This is a genomic window from Nocardioides sp. JS614 (assembly GCF_000015265.1).
Lineage (GTDB): Bacteria > Actinomycetota > Actinomycetes > Propionibacteriales > Nocardioidaceae > Nocardioides.
The window spans coordinates 1,271,430-1,290,399 of record NC_008699.1; the positions used below are offsets into that span (position 1 = coordinate 1,271,430).

The 18,970-nt window shown below is 73.2% G+C and carries 20 protein-coding genes; 14 read left to right on the top strand and 6 right to left on the bottom strand.

Translation table 11 applies throughout. The annotated features are described in order from the left end of the window. Positions 1–29: 29 nt before the first annotated feature. Positions 30–3,215, top strand: coding sequence for an isoleucine--tRNA ligase (ileS, locus tag NOCA_RS07475; protein WP_011754660.1), 3,186 nt, complete (start codon positions 30–32; stop codon positions 3,213–3,215). A 175-nt stretch (positions 3,216–3,390) separates the two neighbouring features. Here ileS and NOCA_RS07480 read toward each other — a convergent pair whose 3' ends face one another. Then, positions 3,391–4,236, bottom strand: a complete 846-nt coding sequence (locus NOCA_RS07480) for an LLM class F420-dependent oxidoreductase (RefSeq protein WP_011754661.1) — start codon at positions 4,234–4,236, stop codon at positions 3,391–3,393. A 62-nt stretch (positions 4,237–4,298) separates the two neighbouring features. Between NOCA_RS07480 and dapE the strand changes: the two genes are divergently transcribed. From dapE to NOCA_RS25580, 5 genes are read left to right on the top strand one after another with little or no spacing between them, the layout of a single operon-like run. Further along, complete coding sequence (gene dapE / locus NOCA_RS07485) at positions 4,299–5,363, top strand: succinyl-diaminopimelate desuccinylase (protein ID WP_011754662.1); 1,065 nt, start codon at positions 4,299–4,301, stop codon at positions 5,361–5,363. Between the two features lies 1 nt (position 5,364). Beyond that, positions 5,365–6,096: a TIGR00730 family Rossman fold protein gene (locus NOCA_RS07490; RefSeq protein ID WP_011754663.1), complete on the top strand. Its 732-nt coding sequence runs from the start codon at positions 5,365–5,367 to the stop codon at positions 6,094–6,096. Positions 6,097–6,102: 6 nt separating this feature from the next. Then, positions 6,103–6,405 (top strand): DivIVA domain-containing protein, encoded by a 303-nt coding sequence (locus NOCA_RS07495; RefSeq protein ID WP_011754664.1) that lies wholly within the window; start codon positions 6,103–6,105, stop codon positions 6,403–6,405. A gap of 14 nt (positions 6,406–6,419) precedes the next feature. Next, positions 6,420–6,845 (top strand): hypothetical protein, encoded by a 426-nt coding sequence (locus tag NOCA_RS07500; protein ID WP_011754665.1) that lies wholly within the window; start codon positions 6,420–6,422, stop codon positions 6,843–6,845. Positions 6,846–6,889: 44 nt separating this feature from the next. Then, positions 6,890–7,645: a M14 family zinc carboxypeptidase gene (locus NOCA_RS25580; protein ID WP_049774264.1), complete on the top strand. Its 756-nt coding sequence runs from the start codon at positions 6,890–6,892 to the stop codon at positions 7,643–7,645. A gap of 54 nt (positions 7,646–7,699) precedes the next feature. On the opposite strand, the gene NOCA_RS07510 is transcribed toward NOCA_RS25580, so the two are convergent. Then, positions 7,700–8,494 carry an enoyl-CoA hydratase-related protein gene (locus tag NOCA_RS07510; protein WP_011754667.1) on the bottom strand — a complete coding sequence of 265 codons (795 nt, stop codon included), beginning with the start codon at positions 8,492–8,494 and terminating at the stop codon, positions 7,700–7,702. Positions 8,495–8,548: 54 nt separating this feature from the next. Beyond that, complete coding sequence (locus NOCA_RS07515; RefSeq protein ID WP_011754668.1) at positions 8,549–9,325, bottom strand: PaaX family transcriptional regulator; 777 nt, start codon at positions 9,323–9,325, stop codon at positions 8,549–8,551. A gap of 142 nt (positions 9,326–9,467) precedes the next feature. Here NOCA_RS07515 and NOCA_RS26435 point away from each other — a divergent pair, with 142 nt between their 5' ends. Genes NOCA_RS26435 through NOCA_RS07525 form a run of 3 tightly spaced genes read left to right on the top strand, consistent with a single transcriptional unit; the run spans position 9,468 to position 11,559 of the window. Then, on the top strand, positions 9,468–9,635 hold the full coding sequence (locus tag NOCA_RS26435) for a DUF3117 domain-containing protein (RefSeq protein ID WP_082574674.1): 168 nt from the start codon (positions 9,468–9,470) through the stop codon (positions 9,633–9,635). A 5-nt stretch (positions 9,636–9,640) separates the two neighbouring features. Next, positions 9,641–11,224: a leucyl aminopeptidase family protein gene (locus tag NOCA_RS07520; protein WP_011754669.1), complete on the top strand. Its 1,584-nt coding sequence runs from the start codon at positions 9,641–9,643 to the stop codon at positions 11,222–11,224. After that, complete coding sequence (locus tag NOCA_RS07525) at positions 11,221–11,559, top strand: hypothetical protein (RefSeq protein ID WP_011754670.1); 339 nt, start codon at positions 11,221–11,223, stop codon at positions 11,557–11,559. The genes NOCA_RS07520 and NOCA_RS07525 overlap by 4 nt, the downstream gene beginning before the upstream one ends. A 122-nt stretch (positions 11,560–11,681) precedes the next feature. Here NOCA_RS07525 and NOCA_RS07530 read toward each other — a convergent pair whose 3' ends face one another. After that, entirely contained in the window at positions 11,682–12,332 is a 651-nt protein-coding gene (locus NOCA_RS07530) for an O-methyltransferase (RefSeq protein ID WP_041546364.1), read from the bottom strand. Positions 12,333–12,510: 178 nt separating this feature from the next. Between NOCA_RS07530 and sigE the strand changes: the two genes are divergently transcribed. From sigE to NOCA_RS07545, 3 genes are read left to right on the top strand one after another with little or no spacing between them, the layout of a single operon-like run. Continuing rightward, positions 12,511–13,203, top strand: coding sequence for an RNA polymerase sigma factor SigE (gene sigE, locus NOCA_RS07535; RefSeq protein ID WP_011754672.1), 693 nt, complete (start codon positions 12,511–12,513; stop codon positions 13,201–13,203). Next, positions 13,200–13,676, top strand: coding sequence for a hypothetical protein (locus NOCA_RS07540; protein ID WP_011754673.1), 477 nt, complete (start codon positions 13,200–13,202; stop codon positions 13,674–13,676). The genes sigE and NOCA_RS07540 overlap by 4 nt, the downstream gene beginning before the upstream one ends. A gap of 46 nt (positions 13,677–13,722) precedes the next feature. Then, a complete protein-coding gene (locus tag NOCA_RS07545; protein ID WP_011754674.1) occupies positions 13,723–15,138 on the top strand; it encodes a S1C family serine protease in 1,416 nt (471 codons plus the stop codon). A gap of 151 nt (positions 15,139–15,289) precedes the next feature. Here the strand turns inward: NOCA_RS07545 and NOCA_RS07550 are convergent, their stop codons facing one another. After that, the gene (locus NOCA_RS07550; RefSeq protein ID WP_011754675.1) at positions 15,290–15,535 is read right to left on the bottom strand and encodes a helix-turn-helix domain-containing protein; all 246 of its coding nucleotides are present in this window, start codon (positions 15,533–15,535) and stop codon (positions 15,290–15,292) included. A gap of 136 nt (positions 15,536–15,671) precedes the next feature. Between NOCA_RS07550 and NOCA_RS07555 the strand changes: the two genes are divergently transcribed. Both NOCA_RS07555 and NOCA_RS07560 read left to right on the top strand, forming a co-directional pair. Further along, positions 15,672–16,346, top strand: a complete 675-nt coding sequence (locus NOCA_RS07555; RefSeq protein ID WP_011754676.1) for a hypothetical protein — start codon at positions 15,672–15,674, stop codon at positions 16,344–16,346. Positions 16,347–16,349: 3 nt separating this feature from the next. Next, positions 16,350–17,663 carry an AAA family ATPase gene (locus NOCA_RS07560; protein WP_011754677.1) on the top strand — a complete coding sequence of 438 codons (1,314 nt, stop codon included), beginning with the start codon at positions 16,350–16,352 and terminating at the stop codon, positions 17,661–17,663. Here the strand turns inward: NOCA_RS07560 and NOCA_RS07565 are convergent. Continuing rightward, positions 17,642–18,970, bottom strand: coding sequence for a hypothetical protein (locus NOCA_RS07565; protein ID WP_011754678.1), 1,329 nt, complete (start codon positions 18,968–18,970; stop codon positions 17,642–17,644). The genes NOCA_RS07560 and NOCA_RS07565 overlap by 22 nt on opposite strands.

The following is an 18,970-nucleotide window of genomic DNA, read 5'->3' on the forward strand; positions in this document are numbered from 1 at the left end:
GGAGGATCGACCGAACCGCAGGAGCCCAGATGACCTACCCGAAGAACGACTCCGGCAGCGTGCCCTCGAGCCCCCGCTTCCCGGAGATCGAGGAGCGCATCCTCGCGTTCTGGGAGCAGGACGGCACGTTCCAGGCCAGCATCGACCAGCGCGACGCCGGCGAGAACGGCGCCAACGAGTTCGTCTTCTACGACGGCCCCCCGTTCGCCAACGGCCTGCCGCACTACGGCCACCTGCTCACCGGCTACGTCAAGGATCTGATCCCGCGCTACCAGACGATGCGCGGCCGCCGGGTCGAGCGGCGCTTCGGCTGGGACACCCACGGCCTGCCGGCCGAGCTCGAGGCGATGCGGCTCAACGGCATCAAGACCACCGACGAGATCCTCGAGCTGGGCATCGAGAAGTTCAACGAGGCGTGCCGCGCCTCGGTGATGAAGTACACCGGCGAGTGGCGCGAGTACGTCACCCGCCAGGCCCGCTGGGTCGACTTCGACAACGACTACCGCACGATGAACCCCGACTACATGGAGTCGGTGATCTGGGCGTTCAAGCAGCTCTTCGAGAAGGGCTGGGTCTACGAGGGCTTCCGGGTGCTGCCCTACTGCTGGAACGACGAGACCCCGCTGTCCAACCACGAGCTGCGGATGGACGACGACGTCTACCAGACGCGGCAGGACCCCGCGGTCACCGTCGGCTACGACATCACCACCGAGGGCCCGTTCCAGGGCACCAAGCTGCTGATCTGGACGACGACCCCGTGGACGCTGCCGAGCAACCTCGCGGTGATGGTCGGCGACGACATCGAGTACGTCGTCGTGGCGGTGGACGGCCCGGAGAAGACGGAGCGCTACCTGCTCGCCGCGGCCCGGCTGGCGGCGTACTCCCGCGAGCTCGGGGAGTCGCCGGAGGTCGTGTGGCGGGGGCCGGGCGCGGACCTGGTCGGGCTGACCTACGACCCGCCGTTCTCCTACTACCGCGGGCACCCGAAGGCGTTCCGGGTCGTCGCGGCGGAGTTCGTGACCACCACGGACGGCACCGGGCTGGTGCACACCGCCGGCGCCTTCGGCGAGGACGACAAGGTCGTCACCGACCGCGAGGGCATCGAGGCGGTGATGCCGGTCGGCAAGGACGGCCGCTTCACGTTCCCGGTCACCGACTACGAGGGCCTGCAGGTCTTCGACGCGAACCTGCCGATCATCGAGCACCTCCGCGACGGCGGCGGCTCGGTGACGCCCGGCACCGTGCTGCTGCGGCGCGAGACCTACGACCACAGCTACCCGCACTGCTGGCGCTGCCGCGAACCCCTGATCTACAAGGGCGTCTCGTCGTGGTTCGTCGAGGTGACCGCGTTCAAGCAGCGGATGATGGAGCTCAACCAGCAGATCAACTGGGTGCCCGAGCACATCAAGGACGGCCAGTTCGGCAAGTGGCTGGAGAACGCCCGCGACTGGTCGATCACCCGCAACCGGTTCTGGGGCAGCCCGGTGCCGGTGTGGAAGAGCGATGACCCGGCGTACCCCCGCATCGACGTCTACGGCTCCTTCGAGGAGCTCGAGCGCGACTTCGGCACGCTGCCGCGCAACCAGGCCGGCGAGCCGGACCTGCACCGGCCCTACGTCGACGACCTGGTCCGCCCGAACCCCGACGACCCAACGGGAAAGTCGACGATGCGCCGGGTCGCCGACGTGCTCGACGTGTGGTTCGACTCGGGCTCGATGAGCTTCGCGCAGAACCACGTGCCGTTCGAGAACGCCGACTGGTTCGCCCACCACTTCCCGGCCGACTTCATCGTCGAGTACATCGGCCAGACCCGCGGCTGGTTCTACACCCTGCACATCCTGGCGTCGGCGATCTTCGACAAGCCGGCGTTCGAGAACTGCATCAGCCACGGCATCGTGCTCGGCTCGGACGGCAACAAGATGTCGAAGTCGCTGCGCAACTACCCCGACGTGCGCGAGGTCTTCGACCGCGACGGCGCGGACGCGATGCGCTGGTTCCTGATGTCCTCGCCGATCCTGCGCGGCGGCAACCTGATCGTCACCGAGCAGGGCATCCGCGACTCGGTGCGACAGGTGCTGATCCCGCTGTGGAACAGCTGGTACTTCTTCCAGCTCTACGCGAACGCGGCCGAGGGTGGGCAGGGCCACGACGCCGTCGCGCGCACCGACTCCGAGCACCCGATGGACCGCTACATCCTCGCGAAGCTGCACGACTTCGTCGCCGAGATGACCGAGGCGCTCGACGGGTACGCCGTCGCCGACGCGTGCGACGCCACCCGGTCCTTCCTCGACGTGCTCACGAACTGGTACATCCGCCGCTCGCGGGACCGGTTCTGGGAGGGCGACGCGGACAGCTTCGACACGCTCTACACGGTGCTCGAGACGGTCTGCCGCGCCGCCGCGCCGCTGATGCCGCTGGCGACCGAGGAGGTCTGGCGCGGGCTGACCGGCGGCCGCTCGGTGCACCTGGCGGACTGGCCGCTGGCCGAGTCGCTGCCGGTCGACCCCAAGCTGGTGTCCGCGATGGACCAGGTCCGGGAGGTCTGCTCGGCCACGTCGGCGCTGCGGAAGGCCGGCAGCCTGCGCAACCGGCTGCCGCTGTCGACCCTGACCGTGGTCGTCGACGACCCGGCCGCGCTGGCCGGGTTCGAGGCGATCGTCCGCGACGAGGTCAACGTGAAGGAGGTCCGGCTGCTCGCGACCGAGTCGCCCGAGGCCTCGTCGTACGGCGTGGAGCAGCGGCTGACCGTCAACGCGCGCGCGGCCGGCCCGCGGCTCGGCAAGGACGTGCAGGCGGCCATCAAGGGCTCGAAGTCCGGCGACTGGTCGGTCGCCGACGACGGCACCGTCACCTCCGGCGGGCTGGTGCTGGCCGAGGGCGAGTACACCCTCGAGACCGTCGCCGGGTCCGCCGACGGCGGGTCCGCGACCGGCGTGCTGCGCAGCGGCGGGTTCGTGGTGCTGGACACCACGGTGACGCCCGAGCTCGCGGCCGAGGGCCTGGCCCGCGACCTGGTCCGTGCAGTCCAGCAGGCCCGCAAGGACGCGGGCCTGGACGTCTCCGACCGGATCGCGCTGACGATCGGCGGGTCGGACGAGGTGCAAGACGCCGCTCGGACGCACGAGCAGCTGATCACCGCCGAGACCCTGGCGACGTCGTACGACGTGGTCGCCGCCGACGGCCCCGAGCCCACCATCACGGTCGCGAAGGCCTAGCCGTGTCGGCGCAAACTGCCCGCCTGCGAGGCTCGAGTCGGCGCGTCTTGCCCGGCTGAAGGGGTCGAGTCGGCGCAAACTGCCCGCCTGTCCACAGCACCTGGGGACCGGGTGGGGCATGACGCGCCGACTCGGCGTGCTGGGGCGGGCAAGATGCGCCGACTCGGCGTTGGGGTCAGGTGAGGCCCAGGCGGCCGGCGAGGCGGTCGAGCGAGGCGAGGACCTCGTCGGGGGCCTTGTCGGGCACGCCCCAGATCAGCTCGGTGGCGCCGGCCTCGGCCCAGGCCATCAGGTCGGCGGGGTCGGGCCTGAACGCGATCAGGATCCGGATCTCGGGCCGACCCTCGCGGCCGACGTCGGCCCAGGCCTTGTGCAGCGCCTCGATGTTGGCCGAGATGTCGGCCTGGGTCGGCGTGGTCATCCAGCCGTCGGCGTGCTCGGCGATCCACCGGAACGTCTTCGGCCCGCCGCCGGCGCCGATCACCAGCGGGATGTGGCCGGCCGGCTTGGGGTAGGCCCAGGACGGCCCGAACGAGACGAACTCCCCGTCGTAGGACGCCTCCTCCTGGGTCCACAGCGCGCGCATCGCCTCGACGTACTCCTTCAGCACCGTACGGCGGCGCGCGGCCGGGACGTGGTGGTCCGCGAGCTCGTCGGTGTTCCAACCGAAGCCGGCGCCGATGTCGACCCGGCCGCCGGAGAGGTGGTCGAGGGTGGCGATCTGCTTGGCCAGCGTGATCGGGTCGGACTCGACCGGCAGTGCCACCGCGGTGGAGAGCCGGATCCGCGAGGTGACCGCGGCGACCGTGGCCAGTGAGACCCAGGGGTCGAGGGTGCGCAGGTAGCGGTCGTCGGGCAGCGTCTCGTCGCCGGTGCTGGGGTGGGCCGCCTCCCGCTTCACCGGGATGTGGGTGTGCTCGGGCACGTAGAACGTGTCGAAGCCCCGCTCCTCGGCCGCGGCGCCGAGCGCGGCCGGCGTGATGCCGCGGTCGGAGGTGAACAGGACGAGTCCGTTACGCATGCGGCCGATACTAGAACGAGTTCTAGTTCGGTCGATAGTCCCGCGGCTGGTTGGATGAGGGCATGCACCGGATCGACCTCACGACCGACGTCGTCACGCTGACCGAGCGGCTGGTCGACATCGAGTCGGTCAGCCGCAACGAGCAGGCGATCGCGGACGCGGTCGAGACGGCGCTCGCGGCGTACCCCCACCTGACCGTCACCCGGCACGGCAACACCGTCGTCGCCCGCACCGACCTCGGCCGGCCCGAGCGGGTCGTGATCGCCGGCCACCTCGACACCGTGCCGGTCAACGACAACCTCCCCGCCCGCCGCGAGGGCGGGCTCCTGCACGGCCTCGGGACCTGCGACATGAAGGGCGGCGACGCGGTGATCCTCCGGCTCGCCGCCACCGTCACCGAGCCCACCCGCGACGTCACCTACCTGCTCTACGACGCCGAGGAGGTCGAGGCCGAGCACAACGGCTTGCGGCTGCTCTCGCTGAGCCACCCCGAGCTGCTGGCCGCCGACTTCGCGATCCTGATGGAGCCGTCCAACGCCGGCGTCGAGGCCGGCTGCCAGGGCACGCTGCGCGTCGACGTGCGCACCACCGGCGAGCGCGCCCACTCCGCGCGCAGCTGGCGCGGCGTCAACGCGATCCACCGGGCCGGCGAGGTGCTCCGCCGCCTCGAGGGGTACGCCGCCAGGCGGCCGGTCATCGACGGGCTGGAGTACCACGAGGGCCTGAACGCGGTGGGCATCCGCGGCGGCGTGGCCGGCAACGTGGTCCCCGACGAGTGCGTCGTCGCGGTCAACTACCGGTTCGCCCCCGACCGCTCGGAGGCCGAGGCCGAGGCGTTCGTCCGCGAGTTCTTCGCCGGCTTCGACGTCACCGTCACCGACTCGGCGCCCGGCGCGCTGCCCGGGCTCGACCGGCCGGCCGCGAAGGCGTTCGTCGACGCCGTCGGCGGCGAGGTCAACCCGAAGTTCGGGTGGACCGACGTGGCCAGGTTCACCGGGCTCGGCATCCCGGCGGTGAACTACGGGCCGGGCGACCCGGTGCTCGCGCACAAGCAGGAGGAGCACGTGCCGATCGAGCAGATCGAGCGTTGCGAGACCCGGCTCCGGGCCTGGCTGGAAGGACGCTGAGATGGTGCGCTCGAAGTCCAAGGGCCCGATCCTGCAGCGCCGCGCCCAGGTGGACGCGGTCACCACCGACCAGCGGCTGCTCGACAGTCGTGGGTCGGCCGACTGGGTGCACACCGACCCGTGGCGGGTGCTGCGCATCCAGGCCGAGTTCATCGAGGGCTTCGGCGCCCTGGCCGAGCTCGGCCCCGCGATCTCGGTGTTCGGGTCCGCCCGCACCCCGGCCGACCACCCGGCGTACGCCGTCGGCGAGGAGGTCGGCCGCAAGCTCGTCCAGGCCGGGTTCGCGGTGATCACCGGCGGCGGGCCCGGCGTGATGGAGGCGGCCAACAAGGGCGCGAGCGAGGCGGGCGGCATCAGCGTCGGGCTCGGGATCGAGGTGCCCTGGGAGGCCGAGCTCAACGGCTGGGTCGACGTCGGCATCAACTTCCGCTACTTCTTCGTCCGCAAGACGATGTTCGTGAAGTACTCCCAGGGCTACATCGCGCTGCCCGGTGGGCTCGGCACCCTCGACGAGCTGTTCGAGGCGATGACGCTGGTGCAGACCCAGAAGATCACCTCGTTCCCCATCGTGCTGCTCGGGGTCGCGGAGTGGGCCGGGCTGCTGGACTGGATGGGCGACTCGATGCTCGCCGACGGCCGGATCAAGCAGGCCGACCTCGACTCGCTCCTGGTCACCGACGACATCGACGAGGCGATCGCGTGGATCGTCGCCGGCCGCCGGGACGGTGAGTAGGCCGTGATGTGGTTCTTCGCGGTGCTGATCGTGCTGGCGCTGGGCGGGATCGCGGTCGTCGCGGCCGGACGCGGGGCCCCGCTGGCCGAGGTGTACGACGACCGCCCCGACGCCGGTGTGCCCGCGGAGGGGCCGGTGACGGCCGAGGACCTGCGGCGGGTGCGGTTCCCGCTGGCGGTCCGCGGCTACCGGATGTCGGAGGTCGACGCGCTGCTCGACCGGCTCGCCTCGCAGCTGGAGAACGGCCGCGGTCCGGAGGATGAACGTCCCGGGTCCCCGCCCCGTCATGGCGGCGAACCCCACGCGTAGGGCACACTGCGCACGTGTCGACCGAGGTGATCGTCTACGTCCTCACCGGGCTGGCGGCCGTGGTGATCGTGCTGACCCGGCTCCGGCTCGGTCGCCAGGACGGCGGCGCCGGGCGCCTGCAGATGGGCAGCGGGCTGCTCAACGTGCACACCGGCGCCGGGGCCCTGGCGCTGGTCCTGTGGCTGGTCTTCCTGGTCGCGGGCGAGGACTCCGCGGCGGGCAGCGAGACCGTCGGGATCATCGCGCTGGCGCTGTGGTGGGTGGTCGTCGTCGCCGGCCTGCTGATCCTGGTGCGGTGGCTGCCCAGCCGCGGGCGGCACGCGTCGGAGGGACGCGAGGACACCTGGTCCGAGGGGCCGGGGCTCTCGATCCTGGCGCACGTCGGGATGCTCGTCGGCGTCGGCGTCTTCACCTGGGCCTACCTCACCGCCGCGGTCTGACCGGCGCGCGGATGATCCGGCCCGATGTTCTAGGGTCGGTGCCCATGCGTCTCGGGACCCTGCTCGCCACCGCCCTCACCGTCACCCTCGCCACCGGGCTGCTCGCCGGCGTGCCGACGGCGTCGTACGCCGTGCGCGCCCCCGACGACCGGCCGGCCGTCAAGGAGGTCCGGGTGATCGGGCACTCCGTGCGGGGCCGGCCGATCAAGGCCTTCCGGCTCGGGGAGCGCGGCCGGCCGAAGGCGCTGCTGATCTCCACCATGCACGGCAACGAGGGCCACCCCCGGCAGATCCTCGCCACGCTGCGCGACGGCCGGCCGATCCACGGGCTCAACCTGTGGGTGCTGCCGATCTACAACCCCGACGGGCTCGCGCGGCACACCCGCAAGAACGCCCACGGCGTCGACCTCAACCGCAACTTCCCCTACCGCTGGGCCGACCTCGACGGCAGCTACGAGTCCGGGCCGCGGCCCGGCTCCGAGCCGGAGACCCGAGCGGTGATGAAGTTCCTGAAGCAGATCAAGCCGCGCTGGATCGTCAGCTTCCACCAGCCGCTGCACGGCGTCGACACCGACACCAAGAACGCGCGGTTCTCCCGGCGGGTCGCCGACAAGCTGAACCTGCCGCGCAAGTCCTTCACCTGCGGCGGCGTCTGCCACGGCACGATGACCGGCTGGTACAACCACCAGTTCCGGGGCTCGGCGCTGACCGTCGAGTACGGCGCGCACCCGTCCACGCGGCTGATGCGCAGGATCGCGCCGAAGCAGGTGCTCTCCATCTGGGGTGCCCGGCGGGGTTGAGTCGCCCCCGAGCGACGGGGTCCCGGCCCGGCTCACCGACCCCTGGACACCGGTTCACCGGCCCTCGAACACCGGCTTCTGCTTGGCGACGAAGGCGGCGACCGCGGCCCGGTGGTCGGCGGTGGCGCCGGTCTTCTGCATCATCGCGCTCTCGAGCTCCAGCGACTCCTCGAAGGAGTGCCCGGCGGCGTACGCGACGGACTGCCGCATCGCCCCCAGCGCGACCGTCGGGCCGGCGGCCAATCGGCTGGCCAGGGCACCGACCTCGGCGGCCAGCTCGTCGGCCGGCACCACCCGGGTGGCCAGACCCAGCTCGAGCGCGTCCGCGGCGGGGACGGTGCTCGGGAAGTAGAGGAGCTCCAGCGCCTTCGCGCGGCCGACCAGCCGCTGGAGGTGGTAGCTCGCGCCGGTGTCACAGGACAGCGCGACGTTGGCGAAGGCGAGGTTGAAGCCGGCCGTGTCGGCCAGGATCCGCAGGTCGCAGGCGAACGCCAGGCTGGCCCCGGCGCCGGCCGCGACCCCGTTGACGGCCGCGACCACCGGCTTGGCCATGCCGGCCAGCGTGGTCACGATCGGGTTGTAGTGCTTGTCCACGGTCGTGAACAGCAGGTCGCTGCCGCCGTTCTCGAGCAGCTCGATGTGCTCCTTGAGGTCCTGGCCGGTGCAGAAGGCCCTGCCGCTGCCGGTCAGCACCACGCAGCGCACCGCCGGGTCGTCGGCCACGGCCCGCACCGTCTCGAGGAGCAGCTCCTTGGTGGCCACGTCGAGGCTGTTGTAGGCGTCCGGACGGTTGAGCGTGATGGTCCCGACGCCGTCGGTGACGTCGAGGAGGACGGAGGGCTCGGTCATGCGGGCATCCTGTCAGGTCGGGCCGAGGGCCGGGGGCCGGCGGGTACGGCGGTGTCAGTCGCCCAGGCAGCGGGCCACGAACCGGTCGGCCCCCGGCTTGAGCCGGCCGGCCGCGCCCGCGAACAGCTCGGCCGCGGCGTGGCCCGGCCAGTCGCGCGGCAGCAGGGCGTCGGGCAGCCCGGGGTCGGTGAAGAGGAACTTGCGCCACTCGTGGACGAGGTGGAACCGGGCCGCGAACGCGGCCTCGTCGGGGTCCTCGTGGGCGGCGAGGTGCTGTTCGACCAGGTCGTCGGCGGCCTGCAGCCACCCCTCGTAGGCCAGCCGCAGGGCGGCCAGGTCCCAGGCGCCGGTCGGCGGGGGGTCGAAGCGGTCGGCCCGCGCGGTCGTGGCGCTGGCGCGCTCGCGGTCCAGCACCGAGCCGAGCTCGGTCCGCTCGAACGGGGTGACCCACACGTGGTCGGCGAGCTCGGCGTACCCGATGAAGGTGAGCCCGGCGCGCAGCCGGGCCCGGGCGGCCCGGCCCGGCGGCGGGCTGACGAACGCCAGGTGCCAGTGGCCGTCCCAGGCGGGTGCGTCGCGGCGGTAGACGCGACGCCCGGTCTCGTCGAGACGCCGGTCCGCCCGCGTGGTGGTGCGGTAGCCGCGGCCGCCGTCGAGCTGGACCGGCTCGAGCCAGCCCTGCATCACCATCCGGGAGATCGCCGTGCGCACGGCCGGGGCCGCGATGCCGACCGGGTCCAGGAGCCGCACCAACGCGGCCACCGGGGCCTCGCTGCCGCGCGCGCGCAGGTGGTCGCCGTACACGTCGAAGAGCGCCGAGCGGGCCTGCATGTCAGGAGTGTGCCAGTAGCCCGGCCGGGCTCCGGGCGGGCTGTGCTCCGCGTCACCGTCGGATAGGGGATAATGGTCCGTGCGTACGGCGCAGCCGGGTCCTCGGAGGCCCGCTGCCACATCACAAGAGGAAGGTGCGCGGATGGCGGCGATGAAGCCGCGGACAGGCGACGGTCCGCTGGAGGTCACCAAGGAAGGGCGCGGCATCGTGATGCGCGTCCCGCTCGAGGGCGGTGGCCGCCTCGTAGTCGAGCTGAACGCCGAGGAAGCAGGCGCTCTCGGGGATGCCCTCAAGGACGTCGTCGGCTGACCCCGGTGCCTGCGACCCCCTCATCGGCCCCCTCATCGGCCCCGTCCTCACCGGCCCTCCCGAGCCAGGTCTCCCCACCCGAGTTCGCGCTGAGCGCGGCGCTCCCGCACGCCATCCTCGGGGTCGAGGTGGTGGCCCTACCGGTGCTCCCCGGCGACGACGGCGGCCCGGTCGCGTTGGGTCCCGGTGCGGCCGAGCTCGGCGAGCAGCTCGGGCTCGACCTGCTCGCGTACCTCGAGGGTGACGGCGCGACCGGTGCGGCCGGCGAGATCCTCTCGGTGCCCGTGCCGCTCGGTACGCCGGACAACGCGGGGCTGCGATGCGTGCTGCTCGCCGGCGTCGGCGCCCAGACGGCCGCGGACCTCCGGCGCGCCGGGGCGGCCCTCGCGCGGGCGACGTACGACCGCAGGTCGCTGGCGACCACGGTCCCGGCGATCGCCCCGGACGACGGGCTGGAGGCGTTCGTGGTCGGCGCCATGCTCGGCTCGTTCGGGTTCAGCTGGCGCTCCGGCCCGCCCCCGCACCAGCCGGTGAAGCGGGTCGTGCTCGCGGGGCTGCCTGACCCGCGGCCGCTCGCGCCGGTGCTCGACCGGGCGGTGGCCATCGGGGGCGCCGGCTGGCGCTCGCGGCTGCTGGCCACGGTGCCGTCCAACCTCAAGAACCCGCCCTGGCTCGCCGACCAGGCCGAGCAGATCGGCCGCGAGGCCGGCCTCGAGGTCACCGTGTGGGACGAGCACCGGCTCGCGGAGGAGGGATTCGGCGGCCTGCTCGGCGTCGGCCGGGCCTCGGCGACGCCGCCCCGCCTGATCCGCCTCGACTACAGCCCGCGCAAGGCGGGCCGCCGTACGCCCACCGTCGCGCTGGTCGGCAAGGGCATCACCTTCGACACCGGCGGCCTGTCGATCAAGCCGGGCGAGGCGATGGTGAACATGAAGCGCGACATGACCGGCGGCGCCGTCGTGCTCGCGACGATGGCCGCGCTGAGCGCCGTCGACTGCCCGGTGCGGGTGGTCGGCCTGGTCGTCGCCGCGGAGAACGCCATCGGCGGCGACGCGCTGCGGCCCGGCGACGTGATCCGTCACTACGGCGGCCGCACCAGCGAGGTCACCAACACCGACGCCGAGGGGCGGCTGGTGCTCGCCGACGCTCTCGCGTACGCCGTCGCCGAGGTGAAGCCGGACGCCGTGGTCGATGTCGCGACGCTGACTGGCGCCATGAAGGTCGCCCTCGGCCAGCGGACCGGCGGCCTGTTCGCCAACGACGACGCGCTGGCCGCGACCCTGGTCGCCGCCGCGGAGCGGGCCGGCGAGCCGCTGTGGCGGTTCCCGCTGGCGAGCGTCTACGAGCCCAAGCTCTCCTCCACCGTGGCCGACGCCGACAACGCCCCCAGCGGGCCCGGCGCGATCGTGGCCGCCCTGTTCCTGCAGCACTTCGTCGGCGACCTGCCCTGGGCGCACCTGGACATCGCGTCGGCCGGCGACTCCCCGGACGAGCGGCACGAGTGGACCACCGGGCCGACCGGCTTCGGCGCCCGCGCCCTGCTCGCCTGGCTCGGCACCGGGCACCCCCTCGAAGGAGTCGGATCATGAAGGGTCTCACCGTCCGCTGGTCGCTCGCCGACGCCCCCGCCGGGGTCGAGGAGCAGCTCGCGTCGTACGTCGCCGACAGCTCGCACGCGCGGTTCACCGGCCAGCCGGGGCTGCGCTTCAAGACCTGGCGGTGCCGTCCGGGGGAGTGGTTCGAGGGCTGCTACGTCTTCGTCAGCGACGAGGCCCGGGCGGCGTTCCAGGAGGCGTTCTCCCAGACGGCCGCCGAGTCGCCCGGCTCCCAGATCATCGGCAGCGCCCCGATCCTGATCGAGGAGTGCGACATCGTCGCCGTCGCCGAGGGTGGCGACGGGTTCCTCGCCGCCGGCCGCTACTGAGGTTCGCCGGTGGCCGGGGTCCGGTTTCCCCGGTGAACCGGGGAAACCGGAACTGTTGGGCCGAAGTTTCGGGCAAGAAGTTCCAACATCCCCGGTGAACCGGGGAAACCGACGCCGGGCCCCTAAGCCCCCGGGTTCCACTCCTTCTTGGCGACCAGCAGACCGTCACCGACAGGCAGCAGGACGGCGACCAGGTCGTCGTGCTCGGCGACCTGGCGGCCGAGCTCGCGGATCGCCACGGTGTCCTCGTCGCGCTGGGCAGGGTCGGCCACCCGGTCGTGCCACAGCGCGTTGTCGAAGGCGACCACACCGCCGGGGCGCAGCAGCCGCAGCGCCTCCTGGAGGTAGGCGGAGTACTCCGCCTTGTCGCCGTCGCAGAACACCAGGTCGTAGTGGCCGTCGGTCAGCCGGGGGAGTACGTCGAGCGCCGCGCCGGAGATGGTCCGGGCCCGCTGTGCGGCGATGCCGGCCTCGGTGAACGACTGGCGGGCCAGGCGCTGGTGCTCGGCCTCGATGTCGACGGTCGTCAGCACGCCGTCGGCGCGCATGCCGCGCAGCAGCCACAGCCCGGAGACGCCGGTGCCGGTGCCGATCTCGACGACGGCCCGCGCGTCGAGCACCGAGGCGAGGAAGCGGAGTGCGGCGCCCCCGCCGGGACCGATCGGGACGACCCCGACCTCCTCGGCACGGGACCGGGCCGCGGCGAGGACGTCGTCCTCGACGACGTACGCCTCGGCGTAGGACCAGCTCGCGGGCTTGATCGGCGTGGTGATGGCGGCCTCCTGGGATCGGCGGACTCACCGTACCGCGACCGACGGGAACGCCGCGGGAGCCGCGCACGTTCTCCTGGATGAGGTCGCACCGGCCTCGCGAGAGACCCGCACCACCCGCGCGAAGAGCAGGCGAAAGAGACACGATGCTCACAGGTTCCTCTCAGCAGAGGTCTCTACGGTGAGGAAGGACAAGACCCTGTTCCCCCAGGCACGCAAGCGCCAGCAGCCCCTCCAGGAGGCACCCATGGACACGCCGGTGACCCCCGCTGCGGGCGGTCCTGCCGACCGACCGGCCGAGGGCGTCCCGTCCTGGGAGGAGATCGTCGAGCAGCACTCCGACCGGGTGTTCCGGCTGGCCTACCGTCTGACCGGCAACCGCCACGACGCCGAGGACCTCACCCAGGAGGTCTTCGTCCGGGTGTTCCGTTCGCTGTCCACCTACACCCCCGGCACCTTCGAGGGCTGGCTGCACCGCATCACCACGAACCTCTTCCTCGACCAGGCCCGGCGCAAGCAGCGGATCCGCTTCGACGCCCTCTCCGACGAGCGCGCCGACCGGCTCACCAGCTCCTCGCCGAGCCCGGATGCGGCGTACGCCGACCGCACCTTCGACGACGACATCGAGCGTGCCCTCGCGACCCTGCCGCCGGACTTCCGCGCCGCGGTCGTCCTCTGCGACGTCGAGGGGCTCGCCTACGAGGAGATCGCCGAGATCCTGGGCGCCAAGCTCGGCACCGTCCGCTCCCGCATCCACCGCGGCCGCGCCATGCTGCGCTCCGCCCTCGCGCACCGGGCGCCGAGCGCCGGCCGGGTGCGGTACGCCGGTCCCGCGGCCGGGCCGCTGCTCTCGGGCTGGGGGTCCGCGACGTGATCGGCCACCACCTGGGCTCGCGCACCAGCGCCCTGCTCGACGGTCAGCTCTCCACCGACGAGACCGAGCGGGCCTGGGCGCACGTGCACGGCTGCCACGCGTGCCGCGACCTCGTCGAGCGCGAGGGCTGGATCAAGACCCGGCTCGCGGGCCTCTCCTTCGAGGTCGCCGCGCCCGCGGCCCCGGCCTGGCTGAAGGGCTCGCTGATCGACGCCTCGGCCGGCTGCGGCTCGGCGTGCCTCACGATGGCGGCGCCGGCCGACCACCGACGCCGCAACCTCGGCCTGGCCGCCATCGGCGGCGGCGCCGTCGGCGCCGCGGTGATGGGCGTCCTGGTGTTCGGGGTCGCGCCCGCCGACGCCCCCACCATCGACCGGCGGGCGCCGCTCACCTCGATCACGAACACCCAGGCTCCCCGGACGCCGACGCCGACGGTGCCGGCCGCCCACGTCACCCGACAGGCGAAGCGGTAGCGAGCCCGCCGGTCCCGGATTTCGCGGCGCGGGTCAAGATAGTGCCGTGACGCAGGACGAGCCCCGCGACGACGAGTCGACGCAGCCGCTGGCGGCCGCGCCCCTCGGGCCGCCGCCAGCCACGCCCCCGGCCACGCCCGCAGAACCCCCCGCCGCGCCGCCGGCGGCACCACCCGTCGCACCGCCGGCCGGACCGCCCGCGGGTCCGCGGCCGCCGAGCTGGCTGCCGCCCACCGTGCAGTCCCCTCCGCACCGGTGGGCCGGGCTGCCGCCGGGAGCGCCGTACGCCGGCCAGCAGCAGCCCTTCGGGCCGTCGTTCGGTCCTCCGTCGGGCCCGCCACCGGGCCACCTGGCCCCGCGCGGCCGGGTCCCCGGCTGGCTGTGGCCCGTGGTCTGCGTGCTCGCCCTCACCCTCGGGCTCGTGGGTGGCGCGCTCGGCGGCCTCGCCTACGATCAGCTCAGCGAGGACGAGCCGGGCACCGTGAGCAGCGGCCTGGCCGGCGTCGACACCGTCTCCGAGGCGCCGCTGTCGGCGGACAACGGGTCGATCGAGGCGGTCGCCGCGCGGCTGCTGCCGAGCACCGTGCAGATCTCCGCCGAGTACGAGGGCCAGCGCGGCGGGGCCACCGGCTCCGGCTTCGTGTTGGACCGGCAGGGGCACGTGATCACCAACAACCACGTGGTGGCCGACGCCGACGAGGCCGACGGCCCGATCCAGATCGTCGACCAGGACGGCAACCGCTACCCCGCGACCGTGGTCGGGCGCAGCCCGGTCTACGACCTGGCGGTCCTCTACTCGCCGAAGGCGAAGGGCCTGACGCCGGCCGCCCTGGGTGCCTCCCAGGAGCTGCGGGTCGGTGAGGGCGTGGTCGCCATCGGCTCGCCCCTCGGGCTCAGCTCGACCGTGACCGCCGGGATCGTGAGCGCGCTGCACCGGCCGGTCACCACCGGCGACGCCGGCAACGACTCCTCCTACATCAACGCGGTCCAGACGGACGCGGCGATCAACCCCGGCAACTCCGGGGGGCCGCTGGTGAACCTGCGCGGCCAGGTCGTCGGCGTGAACTCCGCGATCGCGACGACCGGCGGCGGCATCGGCGGTGAGTCCGGCAACATCGGCGTCGGCTTCGCGATCCCGATCGAGCAGGTGCGGGTCACCGCGGACCAGATCCTGCGCACCGGCGAGGCGAAGTACCCGGTCATCGGCGCGCAGGTGCAGACCGGGCAGAACGACGGCAACGGCGCCGAGATCGACGAGGTCATGCCCGACACCCCCGCCGAGAGGGGCGGCCTGCGCAAGGGCGACGTGATCATCGAGGTCGAGGGCGAGCGGGTCACCGACGGCATCGCCCTGATCGTCGCGATCCGCACCCACCAGCCGGGGGAGACTGTGGAGTTCACGATCCTGCGGGACGGTCAGGAGCGCACCATCTCGCTCACCCTGGGCGCCGAGACCGGCTGAGCTTCGCGTCCGCGGTGGCCAGGGCTCGCGGTGATCGGTTTCCCCGGTGAACCGGGGAAACCGGAACTGTTGGGCCGAAACTTCGGGCCAGAAGTTCCGGTTTCGGCCCAGGGGTCCGGGTCGTGGCGACGAAGTCGACACCCATGCGCGGTCAGGCGTCGGCCTCGGAGCGGGTGTCGGACTCGACGTAGGGGTGCTCGTCGACGAAGGTGCGGGTCTCGGCGTACATCCGCTCGATGAACTCCTCGAGCTGGGCCGACTCCACCCGCCACTGGCCCCGGCCGCCGATCTTGATCGCGGGCAGGTCGCCGCGCCGGACCAGGGCGTAGACCTGCGCGCTGGAGGTGTTGAGGACCTCGGCGACGTCGGCGAGCGTGAGGAAGCGGGGGCCGGCCATGGGGTCATCGTCGCACCTGGAAGGGCCGGGCGCGGGGCCGGCCGGGCCGGTTGTGGACGACCGGCCGGACGACCGGCCGGACGACGGGTTGTGGAGGACGGGTTTCGATGCGCCGGAGTGTGGTGATGATGAGCGGGTGACTCGGCGGCCGGCGCAGCGTCCGGAGATCGGGGGAGTCGCCCCGGTCCCGCCGGCGACGCGCGCGACCCGGGCCGGTTGGCGCGATCCGCGGCTCTGGGTCGGGGTCCTGATCGTCGCCGTCTCCGTCGTCGCGGGCGCGCGGCTGCTCGCCGCCGCCGACGACACGGTGTCGGTGTGGGCGGTCTCGGGCGATGCGGGCCCGGGGGCGGAGCTGGACGCCGGCGACCTGGTCGCCCACCGGGTTCGGTTCGCCGACGCGGAGGACCTCGGGCGCTACTTCACCCTCGACGACGAGCTGCCCGCCGACCTGCGGCTGGTCCGTGGCGTGACGGCAGGGGAACTGCTGCCACGATCCGCGCTCGGCGCCGCCGACGACGGTGCGGACACGGTCGAGCTGCCGGTGGCGGTCGACGTCGAGCTGGTGCCGCCCTCGGTGCGCGCCGGGTCGGTCGTCGACGTCTACCTCGTCGGCCGCGGCAACCGCGACCACACGGGGCCGGCGCTGGCCGGCGCGACGGTGGTCGACGCACCCGGCATCGACACGACGTTCGGGTCGGCGAGCGGGCACCGCCAGCTGGTGCTCGCCGTACCGCAGGCCGATGCGGCCGCCTTCCTCGACCAGCTGGGCCGCACCGAGGCGCCGGTCCTCACCGTGGTTCGCCGAGGCTGACCCGTGGCCGACCGTGCGCTCGTCCTGATCGTCGCCTCGGGGGCGGCGTGGGAGCCGGCCGCCCTGCGTCGGCTCGGCGACCACCCCGGCATCGTCGTGCTCAAGCGCTGCGTCGACATCGACGACCTGCTCGCGGCGGCGACGGCGGGACAGGCCGACGTCGCCGTGCTCGGCCTGGATGCCCCGGGTCTGGACCGCAGCGCGGTCGACCTGCTCCGCAAGCACGGCGTCCGCCCGGTCGCCATCGCCCCCGGCGGCGTCACCCTCGACGGCGGGCGGCTCCGGGCCGCGCGCATCGGCGTGCACCGGGTCGTCACCGACGACGACCTCGACCGCCTGGTCGAGACCGTCCTCGCCGAGGAGTCCCCGGCCACCGCGGTCCGGCCGCCGGCCCCGCTCGGACCGCCACCTGCCGGACCCCCGAGTCCGCCTCCGTCGGGACCGGCACCCGGTACGCCGGCGCTACCCGGCCGGGTGATCGCCGTCTGGGGCCCGGCCGGTGCACCGGGGCGGACCACCGTCGCGACCGCCCTGGCGGCCGAGACCGCCCGCCGGCAACGCCGTACCGTCCTGGTCGACGCCGATCCGTACGGCGGCGCCGTCGCCCAGCAGCTCGGCATCCTCGACGAGGTCTCCGGCCTGCTCTCCGCGGCTCGGCTCGCTTCCTCGGGGCAGCTCGAGGAGCGGTTCGCCTCGGTCCAGCGCGGCATCGACCCCCACCTCAGCGTCGTCACCGGCCTGCCCCGGGGTGACCGGTGGGTCGAGGTGCGGGTCGGCGCGATCGAGCACCTGCTGGAGGTCGGCCGTGAGCAGGCCGAGGTGGTCGTCGACACCGGCTTCAGCCTGGAGGAGGACGCCGCGCCGGACTTCGGCACCCGCCCGGCCCGCAACCAGATGACGCTGGGCGCGCTCGAGGTGGCCGACGAGGTGGTCGTCGTCGGTGCAGCGGACCCGGTCGGCCTGTCCCGGCTGGCGCGCGGCCTGGTCGAGCTGCGCGACCTGACGGCCGGACGCCCGGTCCACGTCGTCGTCAACCGGATGCGCGGGACGCTCGGCTGGTCCGAGCGCGACATCGCCGGGATGGTCCACGGCTTCGCCCGGGTCGCGGGCCTGCACTTCCTCCCCGAGGACCAGGTGGCCGTCGACCGGGCACTCGTGAGCGGCCGCACCCTCGTCGAGGTGGGCGACTCATCGCTCGGCCGGGCGGTCGCGCGGCTCGTGGACGCCCTGTCGCCGCGGGGCTCGACCGGCGCACCGGCGGACCTCCCGGCGCCCGGTGCTCGGCGGGCGCAGGCTCAGGCCGCGAACAGCAGGTAGAGCCCGCCGACGGTGAACGCCACCATCGCGAACAGCAGCGGCAGCTGACCGGTCAGCTGGTGCCGCGGCGGCAGGATCTTGATCGCCCGGTCGTGGGCCGCGATCACGCCCAGCACGTGCCCGACGACCACCGCGAGCACCTTGACGTTCGCCAGGAACGTGGGGTGGTAGGCCAACCAGTAGACCGGGTCCAAGTTCCCCGTCCCCAGGTAGTTGCTGCCGTCGCTGAACGGGTCGCTCGCCTGCACCAGCGTCAGCTGGCCGACCTCGACGAGGTAGCGCAGGTAGTGGGCGATGATGTAGCCGACGATGATCGGCACCACCGAGTGCGCCAGCAGGTTCGGCAGCTCGCGGCGGCGCAGGTCGTCACCGAGCCCGGTGAGCACGCAGCCGACCACGAACACCAGGCCGACGCCGACGCAGAACGCCAGCAGCGCCAGGTTGTTCAGCAGGTACGACGAGGTGTCGGTGGACTGCACGAAGGACAGCCACCGGGTGGAGTCCTTGAACGAGTCGAACGCCGTGCTGCCGAACAGGACCGCGACCACCGCCACCAGCCCCGGGCGGGCCGGCGTCGTGTCCAGGTTCGCCAGCGGGCTGCGGACCACCAGCAGGTCACCGCGCCGGCCCCACACCGAGAGCCGGGAGACCAGGGTGGAGTAGACCTCGAACGGGTCGGCGCGCTCGTAGAACGTGGTGCCGAACAGCGCGCCGCCGACCAGCATCACCGCGACGTACGCCGCACACCACAGCCGGACCGGCCCGAGCTCGGTGGAGAACGGGTAGACGAGCTCCATCCACACGAACGCGAACAGGCCGAGCGCGGCCGGCCAGTAGCCGAGTCGGTCGGGGTAGGTCAGCAGCCCGCGGTCCGGGTCGCTGCCGGAGACCTTCGCGAACGCCAGGTTGATGGTCCGGGCCGGGCTGATCGCCTTCCACACCGGGCCGAGCAGCACCGACAGCGGGACCAGGCCGACCCACCACCACACGTAGAAGATCCCGAAGATCGGGTTGATCACCAGGTCCTTGCCGAACACGGCGGCCATCGCGGCCCAGAGGAAGACCACCATGCCGAACACCCGGCAGGCGACCCGCCAGCCGGTGGAGTCGACCAGCCGGCCGAGCAGCGTCGGCGCCGGCCGGCCGCTGGTGGCCGCGTCGTACCGCGGGGTGCGCCAGGCGACCGCCAGGACCGTGAAGGAGACGACTAGGGCGGCGCTGGCTCCCGCGATCGCCAGCTCCGGCGAGATCGGGAGGTCCTTCGCGCCACCGATCCCGTGCGCGAGGGTGATGCCGTCAGGAGACAA

Excerpts from the sequence above, each read along its gene's own strand:
- NOCA_RS07480 (WP_011754661.1), bottom strand. The coding sequence starts at position 4,236 with ATGCGTAACGGACTCGTCCTGTTCACCTCCGACCGCGGCATCACGCCG.
- NOCA_RS25580 (WP_049774264.1), top strand. The coding sequence starts at position 6,890 with ATGCGTCTCGGGACCCTGCTCGCCACCGCCCTCACCGTCACCCTCGCC.
- ileS (WP_011754660.1), top strand. The coding sequence starts at position 30 with ATGACCTACCCGAAGAACGACTCCGGCAGCGTGCCCTCGAGCCCCCGC.
- NOCA_RS07490 (WP_011754663.1), top strand. The coding sequence starts at position 5,365 with ATGGTGCGCTCGAAGTCCAAGGGCCCGATCCTGCAGCGCCGCGCCCAG.
- NOCA_RS07550 (WP_011754675.1), bottom strand. The coding sequence starts at position 15,535 with ATGGCCGGCCCCCGCTTCCTCACGCTCGCCGACGTCGCCGAGGTCCTC.
- NOCA_RS26435 (WP_082574674.1), top strand. The coding sequence starts at position 9,468 with ATGGCGGCGATGAAGCCGCGGACAGGCGACGGTCCGCTGGAGGTCACC.
- NOCA_RS07515 (WP_011754668.1), bottom strand. The coding sequence starts at position 9,325 with ATGCAGGCCCGCTCGGCGCTCTTCGACGTGTACGGCGACCACCTGCGC.
- NOCA_RS07525 (WP_011754670.1), top strand. The coding sequence starts at position 11,221 with ATGAAGGGTCTCACCGTCCGCTGGTCGCTCGCCGACGCCCCCGCCGGG.
- NOCA_RS07495 (WP_011754664.1), top strand. The coding sequence starts at position 6,103 with ATGTGGTTCTTCGCGGTGCTGATCGTGCTGGCGCTGGGCGGGATCGCG.
- dapE (WP_011754662.1), top strand. The coding sequence starts at position 4,299 with ATGCACCGGATCGACCTCACGACCGACGTCGTCACGCTGACCGAGCGG.
- NOCA_RS07510 (WP_011754667.1), bottom strand. The coding sequence starts at position 8,494 with ATGACCGAGCCCTCCGTCCTCCTCGACGTCACCGACGGCGTCGGGACC.